15 protein-coding genes and 1 pseudogene are annotated in these 15,162 nt (G+C 75.1%); 10 read left to right on the top strand and 6 right to left on the bottom strand.

The genetic code is table 11. The features are described 5' to 3' along the window. Positions 1-181 precede the first annotated feature (181 nt). Complete coding sequence (locus ACIRRS_RS38060) at positions 182-448, top strand: Atu4866 domain-containing protein (RefSeq protein WP_363585970.1); 267 nt, start codon at positions 182-184, stop codon at positions 446-448. After that, complete coding sequence (locus ACIRRS_RS38055; protein ID WP_402981581.1) at positions 445-1,179, top strand: SDR family oxidoreductase; 735 nt, start codon at positions 445-447, stop codon at positions 1,177-1,179. Before ACIRRS_RS38060 ends, ACIRRS_RS38055 begins: the two co-directional genes overlap by 4 nt. Positions 1,180-1,385: 206 nt before the next feature. Here the strand turns inward: ACIRRS_RS38055 and ACIRRS_RS38050 are convergent, their stop codons facing one another. From ACIRRS_RS38050 to ACIRRS_RS38030, 5 genes and pseudogenes are all read right to left on the bottom strand, one after another. Further along, positions 1,386-2,240: a DNA ligase gene (locus ACIRRS_RS38050; protein ID WP_402981584.1), complete on the bottom strand. Its 855-nt coding sequence runs from the start codon at positions 2,238-2,240 to the stop codon at positions 1,386-1,388. A gap of 51 nt (positions 2,241-2,291) precedes the next feature. Further along, positions 2,292-3,170, bottom strand: a pseudogene (ligD, locus tag ACIRRS_RS38045) (non-homologous end-joining DNA ligase); the annotation flags it as partial. A 55-nt stretch (positions 3,171-3,225) separates the two neighbouring features. Then, entirely contained in the window at positions 3,226-3,579 is a 354-nt protein-coding gene (locus ACIRRS_RS38040) for an MmcQ/YjbR family DNA-binding protein (protein ID WP_402981578.1), read from the bottom strand. A gap of 4 nt (positions 3,580-3,583) precedes the next feature. Then, the gene (locus ACIRRS_RS38035) at positions 3,584-4,042 is read right to left on the bottom strand and encodes a VOC family protein (RefSeq protein ID WP_402981575.1); all 459 of its coding nucleotides are present in this window, start codon (positions 4,040-4,042) and stop codon (positions 3,584-3,586) included. Positions 4,043-4,075: 33 nt separating this feature from the next. Continuing rightward, positions 4,076-4,966: a helix-turn-helix domain-containing protein gene (locus tag ACIRRS_RS38030; RefSeq protein WP_402981572.1), complete on the bottom strand. Its 891-nt coding sequence runs from the start codon at positions 4,964-4,966 to the stop codon at positions 4,076-4,078. 92 nt (positions 4,967-5,058) lie between these two features. Here ACIRRS_RS38030 and ACIRRS_RS38025 point away from each other — a divergent pair, with 92 nt between their 5' ends. The 3 genes from ACIRRS_RS38025 to ACIRRS_RS38015 all read left to right on the top strand — a co-directional run bounded on the left by ACIRRS_RS38025 (position 5,059) and on the right by ACIRRS_RS38015 (position 7,833). Further along, positions 5,059-5,640 (top strand): pyridoxamine 5'-phosphate oxidase family protein, encoded by a 582-nt coding sequence (locus ACIRRS_RS38025; protein WP_402981569.1) that lies wholly within the window; start codon positions 5,059-5,061, stop codon positions 5,638-5,640. 63 nt (positions 5,641-5,703) lie between these two features. Beyond that, positions 5,704-6,339, top strand: a complete 636-nt coding sequence (locus tag ACIRRS_RS38020; RefSeq protein WP_402981566.1) for a LysE family translocator — start codon at positions 5,704-5,706, stop codon at positions 6,337-6,339. A 108-nt stretch (positions 6,340-6,447) separates the two neighbouring features. Next, positions 6,448-7,833, top strand: a complete 1,386-nt coding sequence (locus ACIRRS_RS38015) for an MFS transporter (RefSeq protein ID WP_402981563.1) — start codon at positions 6,448-6,450, stop codon at positions 7,831-7,833. Between the two features lie 67 nt (positions 7,834-7,900). Here ACIRRS_RS38015 and ACIRRS_RS38010 read toward each other — a convergent pair whose 3' ends face one another. Further along, entirely contained in the window at positions 7,901-8,296 is a 396-nt protein-coding gene (locus ACIRRS_RS38010; protein ID WP_402981560.1) for a transglycosylase family protein, read from the bottom strand. Between the two features lie 416 nt (positions 8,297-8,712). Between ACIRRS_RS38010 and ACIRRS_RS38005 the strand changes: the two genes are divergently transcribed. The 5 genes from ACIRRS_RS38005 to ACIRRS_RS37985 all read left to right on the top strand — a co-directional run bounded on the left by ACIRRS_RS38005 (position 8,713) and on the right by ACIRRS_RS37985 (position 14,997). Beyond that, entirely contained in the window at positions 8,713-9,252 is a 540-nt protein-coding gene (locus tag ACIRRS_RS38005; protein WP_402981557.1) for a universal stress protein, read from the top strand. 64 nt (positions 9,253-9,316) lie between these two features. Next, positions 9,317-10,783: a PLP-dependent aminotransferase family protein gene (locus tag ACIRRS_RS38000; protein ID WP_402981554.1), complete on the top strand. Its 1,467-nt coding sequence runs from the start codon at positions 9,317-9,319 to the stop codon at positions 10,781-10,783. A gap of 551 nt (positions 10,784-11,334) precedes the next feature. Next, entirely contained in the window at positions 11,335-12,741 is a 1,407-nt protein-coding gene (locus ACIRRS_RS37995) for a family 2B encapsulin nanocompartment shell protein (protein ID WP_402981551.1), read from the top strand. Positions 12,742-13,437: 696 nt separating this feature from the next. Further along, a complete protein-coding gene (locus tag ACIRRS_RS37990) occupies positions 13,438-14,076 on the top strand; it encodes a hypothetical protein (RefSeq protein WP_402981548.1) in 639 nt (212 codons plus the stop codon). A gap of 147 nt (positions 14,077-14,223) precedes the next feature. Beyond that, complete coding sequence (locus ACIRRS_RS37985; RefSeq protein WP_402981545.1) at positions 14,224-14,997, top strand: hypothetical protein; 774 nt, start codon at positions 14,224-14,226, stop codon at positions 14,995-14,997. Positions 14,998-15,162 lie beyond the last annotated feature (165 nt).

Below are 15,162 nucleotides of genomic sequence, written 5' to 3'. Positions count from 1 at the left end.
GGGGGGCGCCCCGCACCCCCCCGGGGTGTGGGGGCCCCCCCCCCCCCCTTCCCCCGGCCGGCGGGGCCCGGGGGGGGGGCCCCCCCCCCCCGCCCGCCCACGTCCTGGCCGGTCACCCCCGTCCCGCCCAGACTCGGTCGGGCACAACGGGGGTGCATCCATCGACGAAGGGAGTCCGTCCGTGACGGGCAGCACCGAGGAGGGCCGGGCCGACGTGGTCGGCCTGTGGGTGACGGCGGACGGTCACATCCGTCAGGAACTACGGGCGGACGGCCGGTACGACGAGGCCCGCGGCCACCGCCGCAGCGCCTACACGGGCCGCTACACGGTCACCGGCCATCACATCGACTACGTCGACGACACCGGGTTCACCGCCACGGGTGACATCCGGGACGGAGTCCTCCACCACGAACACCTCGTGCTCCACCGGGAGGAGAAGCAGGCATGACGCAGACACCGAAGGTCGTACTGGTCACCGGAGCAAGCAGCGGGATCGGCGAGGCCACCGCGCGCAGCCTCGCCGCGGACGGCCACCGCCTGTTCCTCGGCGCACGGCGCACCGACCGCCTCGGCGCGCTCACCGCGGAGCTCACCGCCGCGGGCGGCACCGCGGCGTTCCGGCGGCTGGACGTCACGGACGCCGCCGACGTCCGGGCCTTCGTGGCCGCCGCCCGTGAGCGCTACGGCCGGGTGGACGTGATGGTCAACAACGCCGGAGTGATGCCGCTCTCGCCCCTGGAGGCGCTGAGGACGGACGAATGGGACCGCATGATCGACGTGAACGTGCGGGGGGTCCTGCACGGCATCGCCGCCGCGCTGCCCGTGATGCGCGCCCAGGGCGACGGGCACTTCGTGAACGTCGCCTCCGTCGGCGCGTACGAGGTCTCTCCCACCGCCGCCGTCTACTGCGCCACCAAGTTCGCCGTCCGCGCGATCTCCGAAGGGCTGCGCCAGGAGTCCGCCGGAGACATCCGGGTCACCCTCGTCTCTCCCGGCGTGACCGAGTCCGAACTCGCCGAAGGCATCTCCGACCCCACCGCCAGGGAGGCCATGAGGGCGTACCGTGCAGTGGCACTGCCCGCCTCCGCCGTTGCGGAGGCCATCGTCTTCGCCGTCACCCGGTCCCGGCAGGTCGACGTCAACGAGCTCGTCGTCCGCCCCGCGGCGAGTGCCCAGTGACCGTCGACGGCTTCCCGTCGGTCGCGGTGCCGCGCTCGACCCCCGATCAGGTGGCCGCCCCGCCCGGCCGGTGACCGCCGACGCCACGGGGGGTCTCCGAGCCGTCTCTTCATCGAGGTCTTGGAGAACCCCCGTGCGTCTTCGTCCAGCGCTCGCGGCCGCCCCGTTTGTCCCGGCCCAGGCCGACACGCAGCCCCCACCCGGGGTCAGTCGCCGCGCAGGCGCACGTACGTCGCCGTGGGCGGCTGGCCCGTGAGGTGGAGTTCGGCGCGCAGTGGGGTGGTGAGGGGGCGCAGCGGGCCGTGCTCGGGGTCGACGGCGGCCGGGCCGAGGTGGGGGCGGGCGGCCTCGGCGACTTCGTGGGACTGGGCCGGGGTGAGGCGGGGGGCGCTCAGCAGGACGCGGCCGTCGGCGAGTTCGAGGAGGAGGGCGTGCGGCTGCTCCGGTGGGCCCGCGAGGGCGCGCACCGTCGCGTCGACGGTGTCGCTGCGGCGGTACTTGACCCACGCGCGGCCTCCGCCGCGCGGGCGGTACGGGGAGTCGGCGGCCTTGCAGACCAGGCCCTCCACGCCCGTCGGGGCGAGCTGCTCCATCCACTCCAGCGCCTCGGCGCGGTCGGTCGTGGCCAGCACCGGCTGGATCGGCGGCGGTACGTCCGCCAGCGCGCCGAGCAGCAGGCGGCGCCGGTCGGTCAGCGGCAGCCGTCGGACGTCGCGGCCGGGGAGGGCGAGGAGGTCGAAGGCGATCAGGCCGAGTGCGACCTCGGGGGCGGCCGCGCGGGCGCGGCGGGTGTGCAGCAGCTCGCCGAAGGCGAAGCGGCCGCCGCGCCAGGCGACGAGTTCGGCGTCCAGCACCAGGCCCTCGGGCAGGCGGGCCACGGCGGCGGCGATCGGGGGGAACTCGGCGGCGAGGTCGCGCCCGCCGCGCGACTGGAGGAACGGCGGCCGGTCGCCGCGCGCGAAGGCGACGCAGCGGAACCCGTCGAGCTTGAGCTCGTACTGCACCCCGCCCCCGCCGAGGCCGTCCGCCGGGGGCACGGCGGTGACGGCGGCGGGCCGCATCACCTCGACGGGCGGCCGCAGCACCTGGGCGACGGCGGGCGCCGGCGAGCCCGGCAGGGCCCGCGCCCGTTCCGGGTCGAGCAGCGGCGCGAGCAGGTCCCCCCGGGCCGCCAGCCGGCCCGGGACCTCGGCGAGGGTGAAGACCAGCTCGGCCGCGCTCACCGCCGACTCCAGTTCCTCCCAGGCGAGCGGTGTGGAGACGGTCGGCAGCGGCCGGGCCCGCAGGGTGTACGGCGCGGCGGTGGTCTTCTTGGCGTTGTTCTGCGACCAGTCGACGAGGACCCGCCCCCGGCGCCGGGCCTTCGCCATGGTGTGCACGACCAGTTCGGGCCGTTCGGCCTCCAGGGCGGCGGCCAGCGCCTTGGCGTAGGCGGACACCCGGGTGCTGGCTGTGGGCAGCAGGGGGACGAGCAGGTGCAGGCCCTTGGAGCCGGAGGTCTTGACGAGCGCCGTCAGGCCGTCTGCCGCGAGCCGCTCGCGCAGCAGCAGCGCGACCTCGCGGCAGGCGAGCACGTCGGCGCCCTCGCCCGGGTCGAGGTCCAGGACCAGCCGGTCGGCGAGCCCGGGGGCGGCGGCGTGCCACTGCGGGACGTGCAGTTCCAGGCAGCCCAGGTTGGCCGCCCACAGCAGCGCGGCGCCGCTCTCCAGGACGACCTGGCGCAGGTCGCCGCCGGTGCTGGGCACCTCGACGGTGCGGACCCAGTCCGGGGTGCCGGCGGGAGGGTTCTTGGCGATGAACACCTCCGCCTCGACGCCGTCGGGGCAGCGCAGGAAGGACACCGGGCGGTCGCGCAGGTGCGGCAGCAGGGCGGAGTGGACGGCGGCGTAGTAGCGCAGCACCTCGCCCTTCGGGGTGCCGGTGCGCGGGTAGTACACCTTGTCCAGGTGGGAGAGGGCGAGGGTGCGCCCGTCGACGGTGAGCTGGGGCATCGGCGGCCTCCACGGCCGGGTTCCAGTGGGGGACCGGGACACGCCCAGTCTCCCGCTACCGCCCCGGGCCGACCAGCGCGTGGGCCTCGGCGACCAGGCCCTCGATCCGGGGCCAGTCGGGGGCCGGCCCGTCCAGGTAGACCCCGAGCCAGCCGCGGTGGCCGACGTACGGCGGGCGGAAGTAGCGCGCCGGGTCCTCGCCGAGGAGGCGCTCCTGGGCGCCGCCGCCGGCCGCGCACCAGAAGGCGAGCCGGTCGTCGTGGTGGTGGTCGGAGAGCATGACGAACACCCGGGCGCGGCGGCCGGTGCCCGCGAACCAGGTCGGCTCCCCGTGGCTGACCTTCTCCTCGACCTCCGGCAGCGCCAGGCACAGGCCCCGCAGCCGCTCCACCGGGCCGCCGCCGGGCACCGGCTCAGCCCTCCGCGCCGGGGCGGGGCGAGCCCGGGTAGGTGCCGAAGGACCAGCGGTTGCCCTCCGGGTCGGCGGCGGAGAAGTCGCGCGAGCCGTAGTCCGTCTCGGTGAGGCCGGTGGTGATGCGGGCCCCGGCGGCCACCGCCCGCGCGTGCACGGCGTCGGGGCGCGCCGTGACCACGTACGCGGTGAAGGTGCCCGGGCGGCCCGGCCACGGCGCCTCGCCCTCGGGCGTCTCGCGCTCGGGCGTCTCGCGCTCGGAGCCGAGCATCACCCCGCCGCCCTCGGGCCAGGCGAGCTCGGCGTGGACGACGAGCCCGCCTTCCTCGTAGCTGACGACCTCCTCGAAGCCGAACGCGTCCACGAGGAAGCGGATCAGCGCCTTGGCGTCACGCGCGCGCAGGCAGGGCCACACCTGCGGGGCGGGGGTCTTCGGGTCGGTGTTCACGGTGTCGCTCATGACGTCCTCCTCGGGTTCGCGTCCTTACGGCACCTACTCTGCGCCCGCCCCGTCCGCCCCGCCTTGGACGTTTCGGAACTTCCCCTCCTCGGGCCCCTCCGCTGCCAGCCAAGCGCTCGGCGAGGCCCCGGCCAGGGCCCGGAACTCGCGCGCCAGGTGCGCCTGGTCGAAGTAGCCGCAGCCGGCGGCGAGTTCGGCGAGCAGGGGCGGCGGGGAGCCGGCCGCGAGCAGGCGCCGGGCCCGGTCGAAGCGGATGACCCGGGCAGCGGCCTTCGGCGTCAGGCCGGTCTCGCGGCGGAAGCGCTCCAGCAGGTGCCGGGTGCTCCAGCCCGTCTCCCGCGCCAGCTCCGCCACCGGCACGCCGCCGCCGCTGCGCAGCAGCGCCCGCCAGGCCCAGGCGACCTCCGGCGGCACCTGCCCATGAGGTCCGGCGGCCCGCAGCAGTGCCCCGTCCAGCAGCGCCTCGTCCAGCAGCGCGAAGCGCTCGGGCCAGCCGGGCGCCTCCTGCAGCCGGTCCCGCAGTCGGGGGGCGAGCCTCCCGAGGACGTCCTCCGCGGGGAGGTCGATCCCGGCCAGCTCCCCGGCGGGCAGCCCGAACAGCGCCCGTGCGGCCAGCGGGTGCACGGCGACCTGTACTCCGGACTGGGCGCCCTGGTGGGTGATCATGGCGGGGGCGGTGTGCAGGCCGCCGAGCAGCGTCGCGTACGTGCCGGGCGGCTGCGCCGGGTCGGGGTGCCCGGCGATGACGAGCGGCTCGTCGAGGGTGAGGATGAACGTCAGGTAGGGCGAGGGCAGGCCCCGGTGCACGGCGGGGGCGATCCCGCGCTGGCGGTACCCGGAGTACCAGGCGACGTACGGGCGCAGCGCTGCCCCCGGCCGTGCCCGTACGGCCTCGTCGACCGAACCGATCGTCTCTGTGCCCACCCCTCCAGTATCGGCCGCCGGGGCTGTGACGGTCGTCTCGGGGAGTGGATCACTCTTCTCCGGGTGGTGGGACGGGGGAGACAATCACTGACATGGGAAAACAGTACGAACACATAGTGCCCAGGCTCCGGGAGTTCATCGAGCGCCAGCCCGTCTACTTCGTCGCGACCGCCCCGCTCTCGGCGGACGGCCGTGTCAACGTCTCGCCCAAGGGCCGCTCCGGCACCCTCGTGGTGATCGACGAACTCACCCTCGCCTACCTGGACTTCGGCGGCTCGACCGCCGAGACGATCGCCCACCTGCGGGAGAACGGGCGGATCACCCTGATGTGGACGGCCTTCGAGGGCCCGCCGAACGTGGTGCGGGTGCACGGGCGCGGCGAGCCGGTCTTCCGGGACGACCCGCGCTTCGCCGATCTGCTGGGCCGCTTCGACCCGTCGGCGGACGGCTCCGGGCTGCGGGCCATCGTGCTGGTCCACGCCGAACGGGTCAGCGACTCCTGCGGGTTCGCGGTGCCGCTGATGGACTACCAGGGCGACCGGGACCTGCACGCGCAGTACTTCGACCGCAAGGACGAGGAGGAGTTCAACGCCTACTGCGAGCGCAAGGAGTACATCGGCACCAGCATCGACGGCCTGCCGGCGCTGCCCCTCCCGCTGCCGCCCAGGCCGTGATTGACGGGTCGTCAGTTCGCGAAGCGTGTTCCCCCGCGGCCCGCCGCGTGCGACGCTGAACGGATGCCGATCGACTCCCACCTCTTCGCCGCCTTCCTGGTGACCACGCTCGTCGCGATGATCAGCCCCGGTCCGGACATGCTGTTCGTGCTCGGCTGCGGGATGCGCGGAGGCCCCAGGGCCGGGCTGCTGGCCACCGCGGGCGTCGCCACCAGCGAGGCGGTGCACGTCGCGGTGGCGGCGGCCGGGCTCGCGGCCTTCTTCGCCGCCGTGCCGGTGGCCTTCACGGCGATGCGCCTCGTCGGCGGCTCCTATCTGGTGTACCTGGGCGTGCAGATGATCCGCCACCGCAAGGACGCCGCGAACGCGCTGCCGGAGCCGGGGGAGGGCGGACTGCGGGGCCGCCGGGCCTATCTGCGGGGGCTGCTGACCAACCTGCTCAACCCGAAGATGGTGACCTTCACCATCGCGTTCCTGCCGCAGTTCGTCCGCCCCGAACTGGGCCGGGTGGGGCTGCAGTTCGCGGTCCTCGGGGCGGCGCTGATCGTGCTGGAGTTCCTGGTGGACGGCACGGTGGGCGTGCTCGCCGGCCGGATCGGGGCGTGGCTGCGGCGGCGCCGTTCCACCCGGCGCCGGGTGGACGCGGCGACCGGCGGGCTGTTCATCGGCCTGGGGGTGCGGCTCGCCGTGGAGCGGTAGCGGCCGCCCGGGCTTCACAGGTCTGGACCTCACAGGTCTGGACCTCCGGGGGAAAACCGCTGGTGCGCCCGGTGCGTGCACGGCTAGGTTGGGCGCCCGTGACGGCCGATGACTGACCAACTGCTGGAGCGCGCCGAGCCGGTGGCCGGGGAGGGCCTGTGGTCCCGCCCCTACCGGGCGGCCACGATCGGGTTCGCCTCCGTGATGTTCCTGATCGGGTTCGCGGCCTTCGCCGTGGTGCCGACCCTGCCGGTGGCGGCGGGCGATCTCGACGCCGTCCCGATGTACCCGCTGGTGGCCGGGGCCTTCGTCGCCGCCAGCCTCTTCGGCGGGGTGCTGGGCGGCAGCTGGGCGGACCGCGCCGGGCCGCGGGCGCCGCTGGTGACGGGCGTGCTCCTCGGCGTGGCGACGCTGGTGGTGTCCGGGACGAGCGCCACGGTCTGGCAGCTGGCCGCCGGGCGGTTCCTGGACGGCGTGGCCGCGGGGATGACGGCGGTGGCGATCAACACGGCGATCGCGCACACCTACCCGGGGCGGCTGAAGGCGCACGCGCTGTCGCTGATGAGCGCCTGCTGGATCGTCCCCTCCCTGGCCGGGCCGCCGCTGGCCGGGCTGGTGACCTCCTGGTGGTCCTGGCGGGCGGTGTTCCTCGGCCTCGCCGCGCTCACCGCCGTGCCGGTCCTCGCCGTGCTGCCGCTGGTGCGCGGGGTCACCGGGGCGCGGGACGAGGGTGCCTCCCGTCCGTCCCTGGCCGTGGCGGCGGCCGTCAGCGGGGGAGCGGCGCTCGCCCAGTACGCCGTCTCGGGGGCCGGGTCGGGCGTGGACGCGGCCCACCTGGCGGCCGCCGCGGCCGGCTTCGGGCTGCTGCTGGCCTTCGCGCCCCGGCTGCTGCCGCGCGGCACCTGGCGGGCGGCGCGCGGACTGCCCGCCGCCGCGCTGCTGCGGGTGCTCGGCTCGGGGGCGTACTTCACCCTGGAGGTCTTCGTCCCGCTGCTGCTGGACACCGTGCGCGGGGTGCCGGCGGCGGTGACCGGCCTCGCGTTCAGCGGGGCGGCCGTCGCCTGGGCGGGCGCCAGCTGGGTGCAGGGCCACCTGCTGGAGCACCGGCCGAGGCACCGGGTGGTGGCGGCCGGGATGGCGGTGTGCGTCCTGGCGGCCGCGCTGGCAGCCGTCGGCGTGCTGCCCGGGGTGCCGCCGGTGGTGGCCGGGGCCTCGATGGTGGTCGCGGCGATCGGCATGGGGGTGGCGGCGCCGAGCGTGACCCTGCTGTCGATCGCCCACAGCCCGCCCGAGCGGCAGGGCCGCACCGGCGGGGAGATGCTCACCGCGCAGAACCTCGGGCAGGTCGCGGTGATGGGGGTCGCCTCGGCGCTGTTCAACCTCTGCCTGGCGGGCAGCACCGGGACGACGGGCGCCTACGCGGCGGTGTTCGCGCTGCTCGTCCTGCCCGCCGCCCTGGCCGTCGCCCTCGCGGGGCGGGCGCGGCAGCCGTAGACGGCGGGCGTACGACGAAGCCGCCGCACCTCGGAGCGGGGTGCGGCGGCTTCCGTACGCGAAGGCCTTACTTGCTCAGGCCGGCCTTGACGGAGCAGATCGGCCAGGCGCCGGGGCCCTGGGCGGCGAGGACCTTCTCGCCGACGGCGATCTGCTGGTCCTTGGTGGCCTGGTGGGCCTGCGGGGCGAACGCGGTGCCGCCGAAGGCGGCCCAGGTGCTGGAGGTGAACTGCAGGCCGCCGTAGAAGCCGTTGCCCGAGTTGATGGCCCAGTTGCCGGTGGCCTCGCACTGGGCGACCTTGTCCCAGACGGTGGCGGGCGCGGCGGAGGCGCTGGTGGCCGTGACGAGGCCGGCCACCGGCAGGGCGGTGAGCGCCCCGGCCATCAGCGCCATCCGGACGCGGTTGCGACGCTTCGGGGTGGCGGTGGAGGTGGCAGCGGCGGTCTCGTTACGGAAAGTCATGAAGTTCCTCTCGAAGGGGGATGGCGAGCGCACGGAACCAGGCCCTCGGAAGGCCGTCGGTTTCGGGGGGCGTCGCTCGGTGCAACGAGTTCGAAGGTACGGGGGCTGTTGTGGGGGTTTCAAGGATTTTGGGGTCCGTGCACGTCAGAGGGGGGTTACCGGAAGTAAGGATCAAGGAAATGGGGTGATTTGGCCCGATTTCCACCAATTTCCAAGATCAAACCACCCGGCCATGTGACCCCGGTCACCGGAAAGCCGCTGTGAGGCCGCCCACATCGTCGACACAGCGTGACCACCCGCCCGCCCCCGGTGCCGGAACCGCCGCCCCGGCCGCGGCCCGGGGTGGCCCGCACCACAGCCCTCACCCGGAGTGCCCGGTGGAACCACCCCCGGTGGCGGGGCATAGCCTCATCGCCATGAGCAACGAGAGCGATGCACCGGACTCCGCCGACCGCGAGGCCCTCGGCGACCCCACGGACCCCGCCGACCTCGAGGCGGCCACCGCCCCCGCAGGCTTCGAACTGGGCACCGACGGCCCCAAGGTGATCGTCGCGGGCCTCGACGGCTCCGAGTCCTCCTGGCGCGCCACCGCCTACGCCGCCGGCCTCGCCCGCCGCCAGGGCGCCCTCCTCGCCGTCGTCTACATCCAGCCCGTCCTCGGCGCGGCCACCGCCCTCGCCGGCGCCGTCGTCGAGGAGACCACCCAGGAGATCGCCGAGGAGCTCCTCGCCGCCCTGCGCGAGGCGGAGGAGCACGTCCGCGAGGTCTGGCGCGTCGAGTGGCAGTTCCTGACCATGCGCGGCGACCCCTATACGGGCCTCGCCAAGCTCGCCGACGAGCTGCGCGCGGACGCCGTGATCGTCGGCGTCTCCGAGCAGGCCGGGCACAAGGTCATCGGGTCCGTGGCCGTCCGCCTCGTCAAGGCCGGCCGCTGGCCCGTCACGGTCGTGCCGTAACCAGCCCGGTGCCGGGAGCCCCCGTGGTGGGGCCGGGCCCGGGCGGCCGGTAGGGTGCGTGGACATGACGGACACGCCGGGCGCGCCGGGAACGCGTCCCCCCGGGCCGGCCGACCCCACCGGCAGCGACCTCCACCTCGACCTCCCCGCCACCGGAGGCCGCCGTGCGGCCCTGATGACCGCCCTGCGCGAGGCCATCCGCAGCGGCCGCCTCGCCCCCGGCACCCGGCTGCCGCCCTACCGGGCCCTCGCCGCCGACCTCGGCCTCGCCCGCAACACCGCCGCCGAGGCCTACGCCGAACTCGTCGCCGAAGGCTGGCTCACCGCCCGCCAGGGCTCCGGCACCGCCGTCGCCGAGCGCGCCGCCCCCTCGCCCGCCACCCGGCCCCGGAGACCCACCCGGCGCCCCGGTCCCCTCCACGACCTGCGCCAGGGTCAGCCCGACTCCGCCTCCTTCCCCCGCGCCGCCTGGCTCGCCGCCGCCCGCCGCGCCCTCACCGACGCCCCCAACGAGGCCTTCGGCCCCGGCGACCCCCAGGGCCGCCGCGAACTGCGCACCGTCCTCGCCGACTACCTCGCCCGCGCACGGGGCGTGCGCACCGACCCCGACCGGATCGTCGTCTGCTCCGGCTTCGCCCACGCCCTGCGTCTCCTCTTCGACGGCGCCGCGCCCGTCCTCCCGCCCGGCGGCAACGGCCCGCTGGCCGTCGAGGCGTACGGGCTCGGCTTCCACCGCGGCCTCCTCGCCGCCGCCGGGGTCGACAGCCGCCCGCTGCCCATCGACGAACACGGCGCCCGCGTGGAGGAGTTGGAGCGGCAGGAGGACGTCCGTACGGCGCTGCTCACCCCCGCCCACCAGTTCCCCACCGGCGGGCCGCTGCACGCCGCCCGGCGCGCCGCCGTCATCGACTGGGCGCGCGGGCGCGATGGGCTGGTCCTGGAGGACGACTACGACGGCGAGTTCCGCTACGACCGCCAGCCCGTCGGCGCCGTCCAGGGGCTCGACCCCGAGCGCGTCGTCTACCTCGGCAGCGCCAGCAAGAGCCTCAGCCCCGCGCTGCGCCTGGGCTGGATGGTCCTGCCCGACCACCTGGTGGACCGGGCGCTCGCGGCCAAGGGCGAACGGGAGGGCTGGGCCAGCGCGTTGGACCAGTTGACGCTGGCCGAGTTCATCGACTCCGGCGGCTACGACCGGCACGTGCGGCGGATGCGGCGCGGCTACCGGGAGCGCCGCGACCGGCTGGTGGCCGCCCTCGCGGAGAGCGCCCCGCACGTGGAGGTGACCGGCGTCGCGGCCGGGCTGCACGCGGTGCTGCGGCTGGAGGCGGGCACGGAGCGCTCCGTCCTCAAGGCCGCCGCCTACCACGGCCTCGCCGTCGAGGGCCTCGCCGACTACCGCCACCCGGCGGCCGACCCGGTGGCGACGCCCCCGGCGGACGGCCTCGTCGTCGGCTACGCCACCCCGCCCGACCACGCCTACGCCGCCGCACTGGCCGCCCTCTGCGCCGTCCTCCCGCCGCCCGCCACCTGAGCGCCGGGGTCGGGGCCGGGGTCGGGCGCACAGGGTAGAGCCCAGGGGCCGCCTCCGGGGGCGAAACCGGGCGATCGGGTCCGGCCCGTCCGGTCGCGGCTCATCCGTCCGTACGGGATCGGGCCGCGCCGCGCAACGCCGGGGGGCCGGGGCCTCTAAGGTCTGTGGTCATGTGCAGGACATCAGGAGCGCTCGGCGCCCGCCCTGCACGCCGTGGACTCCCGTCAGGTGCCGGCCACCCCCGTACCGGCGCCTGGCGGGACGCGCGGCAACCTCCCCGCCGGTGCGGCGGGTTGACGGACACCTCCCGGCCGCCGTGGGGCCAGACCGCCTGAGATTCACCCTATCGGGGGGTAGTCGGCCGCCGTACGGGCGGCACCGGGCTCTGGTGATCTAGGGTTCCCGAGGGGTCGCCGGGAGCCCGGTGGCCGTGCTCCCGAACCTCGCGAAACCCCCACCTGTACGCGGATCTGATGATCCGTCATGGCGTGCGCCAGGGCGGTCCGCTACGCCCTGTCCATGGCCCGACCTCACGAATGGAGACCCCTGCGATGTCCGTGGACACGAGCCCGGAGACACAGCAGGACCGGCAGCAGAGCCTTGCGACTGCCGCAGCCCGCAACCTCGCCACCACGACCAAGTCCGCGCCGCAGATGCAGGAGATCACCTCCCGCTGGCTGCTCAAGGTCCTCCCCTGGGTGCAGGCGAACGGTGGTGCGTACCGGGTCAACCGCCGGCTCACCTACACCGTGGGCAACGGCGTGGTGGAGTTCATCAAGACCGGTTCCCAGGTGCGGGTGATCCCGGCGGAGCTGGGCGAACTCGCCCTCCTGCGCGGCTTCGAGGACGAGGACGTGCTCACCGCCCTCGCCGACCGCTGCCAGCAGCGGGACTTCGGCCCCGGCGAGGTGCTCGCCACCCAGGGCGAGGCGGCGGACCGGATCTTCCTGATCGCCCACGGCAAGATCAACCAGATCGGCACGGGCAAGTACGGGGACGACACCGTGGTGGGCGTGGCCGGCGACGGCGACCGCTTCGGCGACGACGCGCTCCTGAACCCGGACGCCACCTGGGAGTTCACGGCCAAGACCGCCACCTCCGGTGTCGCGCTGACCCTGAGCCGGGCCGACTTCGCGCAGATCCGCGACAACGCGCCGAGCCTCCAGGAGCACCTGCAGACCTTCCTGTCGCTGCCGCTCCAGGCGCAGAACGAGCGCGGCGAGGCCGAGATCGCCATGTCCTCCGGCCACCACGGCGAGTACGAACTCCCCGGCGCCTTCGTGGACTACGAGCTCAAGCCGCGCGAGTACGAGCTGAGCGTCGCCCAGACGATCCTCAAGGTCCACACCCGCGTCGCGGACCTGTACAACCAGCCGATGAACCAGATCGAGCACCAGCTCCGCCTGACCATCGAGGCCCTGCGCGAGCGCCAGGAGCACGAGATCGTCAACAACCCGGAGTTCGGCCTGCTCAACAACGCCGACTTCGACCAGCGCATCCAGACCCACTCCGGCCCGCCCACCCCGGACGACCTGGACGAGCTGCTCAACCGCCGCCGCGACCCCGACTACCTGCTGGCGCACCCCAAGGCGATCGCCGCGATCGGCCGCGAGCTCAACGCCCGGGGCCTGTACCCGCACCACGTCGACCTCGGCGGGCAGCAGGTGCCGGCCTGGCGCGGGGTCCCGATCCTGCCGTGCAGCAAGATCCCGATCACCAAGGAGAACACCAGCTCGATCATGGTGATCCGGGTCGGCGAGGACAACCAGGGCGTCATCGGCCTGCACCAGACCGGCATCCCGGACGAGTACCAGCCCTCGCTGTCGGTCCGCTTCATGGGCATCGACGAGAAGGCGATCATCTCCTACCTCGTCAGCGCCTACTACTCCGCCGCCATCCTGGTGCCGGACGCGGTCGGTGTGCTGGAGAACGTCGAGATCGCGCACCGGCGCCACTGAGCCCGGCGGCCGGCCGACGGCCGGTCGGCGCGAGCGGCCGTAACCGGTCGCCTCGAAGATCGTTTGACCTGATGACGGACGGCCCGCCCCCGGAGGCGGGCCGTTCGCCTGATCGCACCCGTTCGCCTCCTCCCCGCCCTCCGGCCCCGCCGGGTCCGGCGCGGGCGCAGCGGACCGAGCCCGTTCCGTCCCCGCACGTGACCCGAGAGGTGAGTGAGCCATGCCGCAGCGCGGGCAGTTCCGCCGGATACCGCCGGAGGGAGGTGGAGCGCAGGCCCCCGGGCGACGGGCCCGGTGGATCGGTGCGGCGGTCGGCGTGGTCGCGATGTTCGCGCTGGTCGGCGGCGCGACGGCCTCCGGTGCCGAGCGGCCCTCCGGGCACGGGCACGGCACGTCCGTGGACACCTGCGTCTGCGACGAGACGGACGTCTCGGTGGACGTGCGGCCCGGCGGGCACGTGGACGTCGGCGTGGACGTGGACGTCCAGGTCGGCGTGAGCGTCGCGCCCGGCGTCGCCGACCCGCACCACGGGCACCACCCCTCGCACGGCCACCACCACTGCCACACCCCGACGGCGCACCCGCTCGCGCCCGTTCCCTCGGGGACCTTCGGCCCGCGGCAGCAGGCCGGGCGGCCGGAGGACGAGGACGGCGACGACTGGGGCAGGCACCACCACCATCACCACCATCACCCCCCGTGCCCGAGCCCGACTCCCACGCCGACCCCCACCCACTCGCCGAGCCCGTCACCCTCGCCGACTCCGACGCCCACCCCCACACCGACTCCCACGCCGACTCCCACCCCGACGAAGACGCCCACCCCCACGCATTCGCCGAGCCCCACACCGACGCCGACTCCCACGCCGACCCCGAGTCCGACACCGACCAGGTCGCCGTCCCCGTCGCCGACGCCCGTCCCCACGCCGTCGCCGACCCCGCCTCCGCCCAGCCCGACGCCGGCCCCCACCCCGCCGCCGCCGTCCCCGGCGCCCCCGCCGCCGCCCGTACCGGCGCCGGCTCCGCCCGCGCCCCCGGCACCCCCCGCGCCGGCGCCCCCGGCCCCCGCGCCGCCCGCCCCGCAGCCGGCCCCGCCGGTCCTGCCCGTGCCCCCGGCGCCCGCCGCTCCGGCGGCCCCCGCGGCCCCGAGCCCCGCCGCGCCCAGCCCGGCGCGCCCGAGCCCGCTGTGGCCGACCCCGCCCGTACGGCCCGTGCACCTGGCCCCGGCGGCGAAGCCGCTGGCGCAGCCGCAGCACCACCACAACGCCCCGATGACCACCACGATGCTGCTGGTCACCGTCCCCGCGATCCTCGCGGCCGCGGCCCTGCGCCCCGGTAGGGGAGGCTCCGGCGGCCGGGGTTCCGGCGGCTCCGGTGGCAACGGCGAGGGCGGCTCCGCGCGGTCCTGATCCCCCGGGGCCGTGCCCCGGCTTCACCCTCTTACGTCACCAGACTTCACCAGCCAAGCCAGAGAAGGGAGTTCCCCATGTCCGAGTGGGTGGCCTTGGCCATCGCCATGGCGGCGGCCTGTGCCGTCGTGGTGGCGGTGGTGCTGCTGAGGCACCGCAAGGTCGGCGTCGGGAAGAACGTCGACGAGACGCCGGACGTCATCGAGTACATCACCATGATGATCGGCGTGGTCTATGCCATTGTCCTCGGCCTCGCGATCGCGGGCGTCTGGGAGGCGCGCGGCGCGGCCCAGGACGACCTGTTCCGCGAGGCGCAGTCGATGCGCGAGGTGAGCGACCGCGCGGTGGTCTACCCGGCCGAGTTCCGCGACCAGGTCCGCGCCGACGTGGACGCGTACATCACCTACGTGGTCAACACCGAGTGGGACTACATGGCCAAGAACGGGGAGATCTCGGAGAAGGGCGGCCAGCTGCTGGACAAGATCCAGAACGAGGTCGCCACCCGGGCCCCCGCCTCCGACCTGGAGTCCCAGGCCTACCAGCCCATGCTGGACCGGATCAGCCAGGCCTCCGACGCCCGCAACCAGCGCGGCCAGAACGCCGGCCCGACCATGCCCGGAGTCGTCTGGTTCGGGCTGATCGCCGGCGCCGTGATCACCGTCGGCATGCTGTTCGCGCTCCAGATCCGGCGCACGCCGCGGGAGTTGATCCTGGCGGGCTGCTTCAGCGCGCTGATCGCCTTCCTGCTCTTCATGATCTGGGACTTCGACGACCCGTTCGCCCGCAGCGTCTCGGTGACGACCCAGCCGTTCCTCGACCTCTTCCCCTCGCTCAACCTCAAGGGCTCCTGACGGGCTCCTGAAGGGCTCCTGAAGGGCCGAGGCCCGGGAAACGGCGGTGGGGGCGCCCGCCGCCCCCCCCCCCCCACCCCCCCCCCCCCCCCCCGAAAACCCAAGAGTAACAGCCACCGCCCCCCCCCAACAAAGTATACTAGCGGCGCGCGGGGCGCGGCAGGG

Source organism: Kitasatospora sp. NPDC101183 (assembly GCF_044767945.1).
GTDB lineage: Bacteria > Actinomycetota > Actinomycetes > Streptomycetales > Streptomycetaceae > Kitasatospora.
This window is presented reverse-complemented; position numbering and strand designations above follow the sequence as displayed.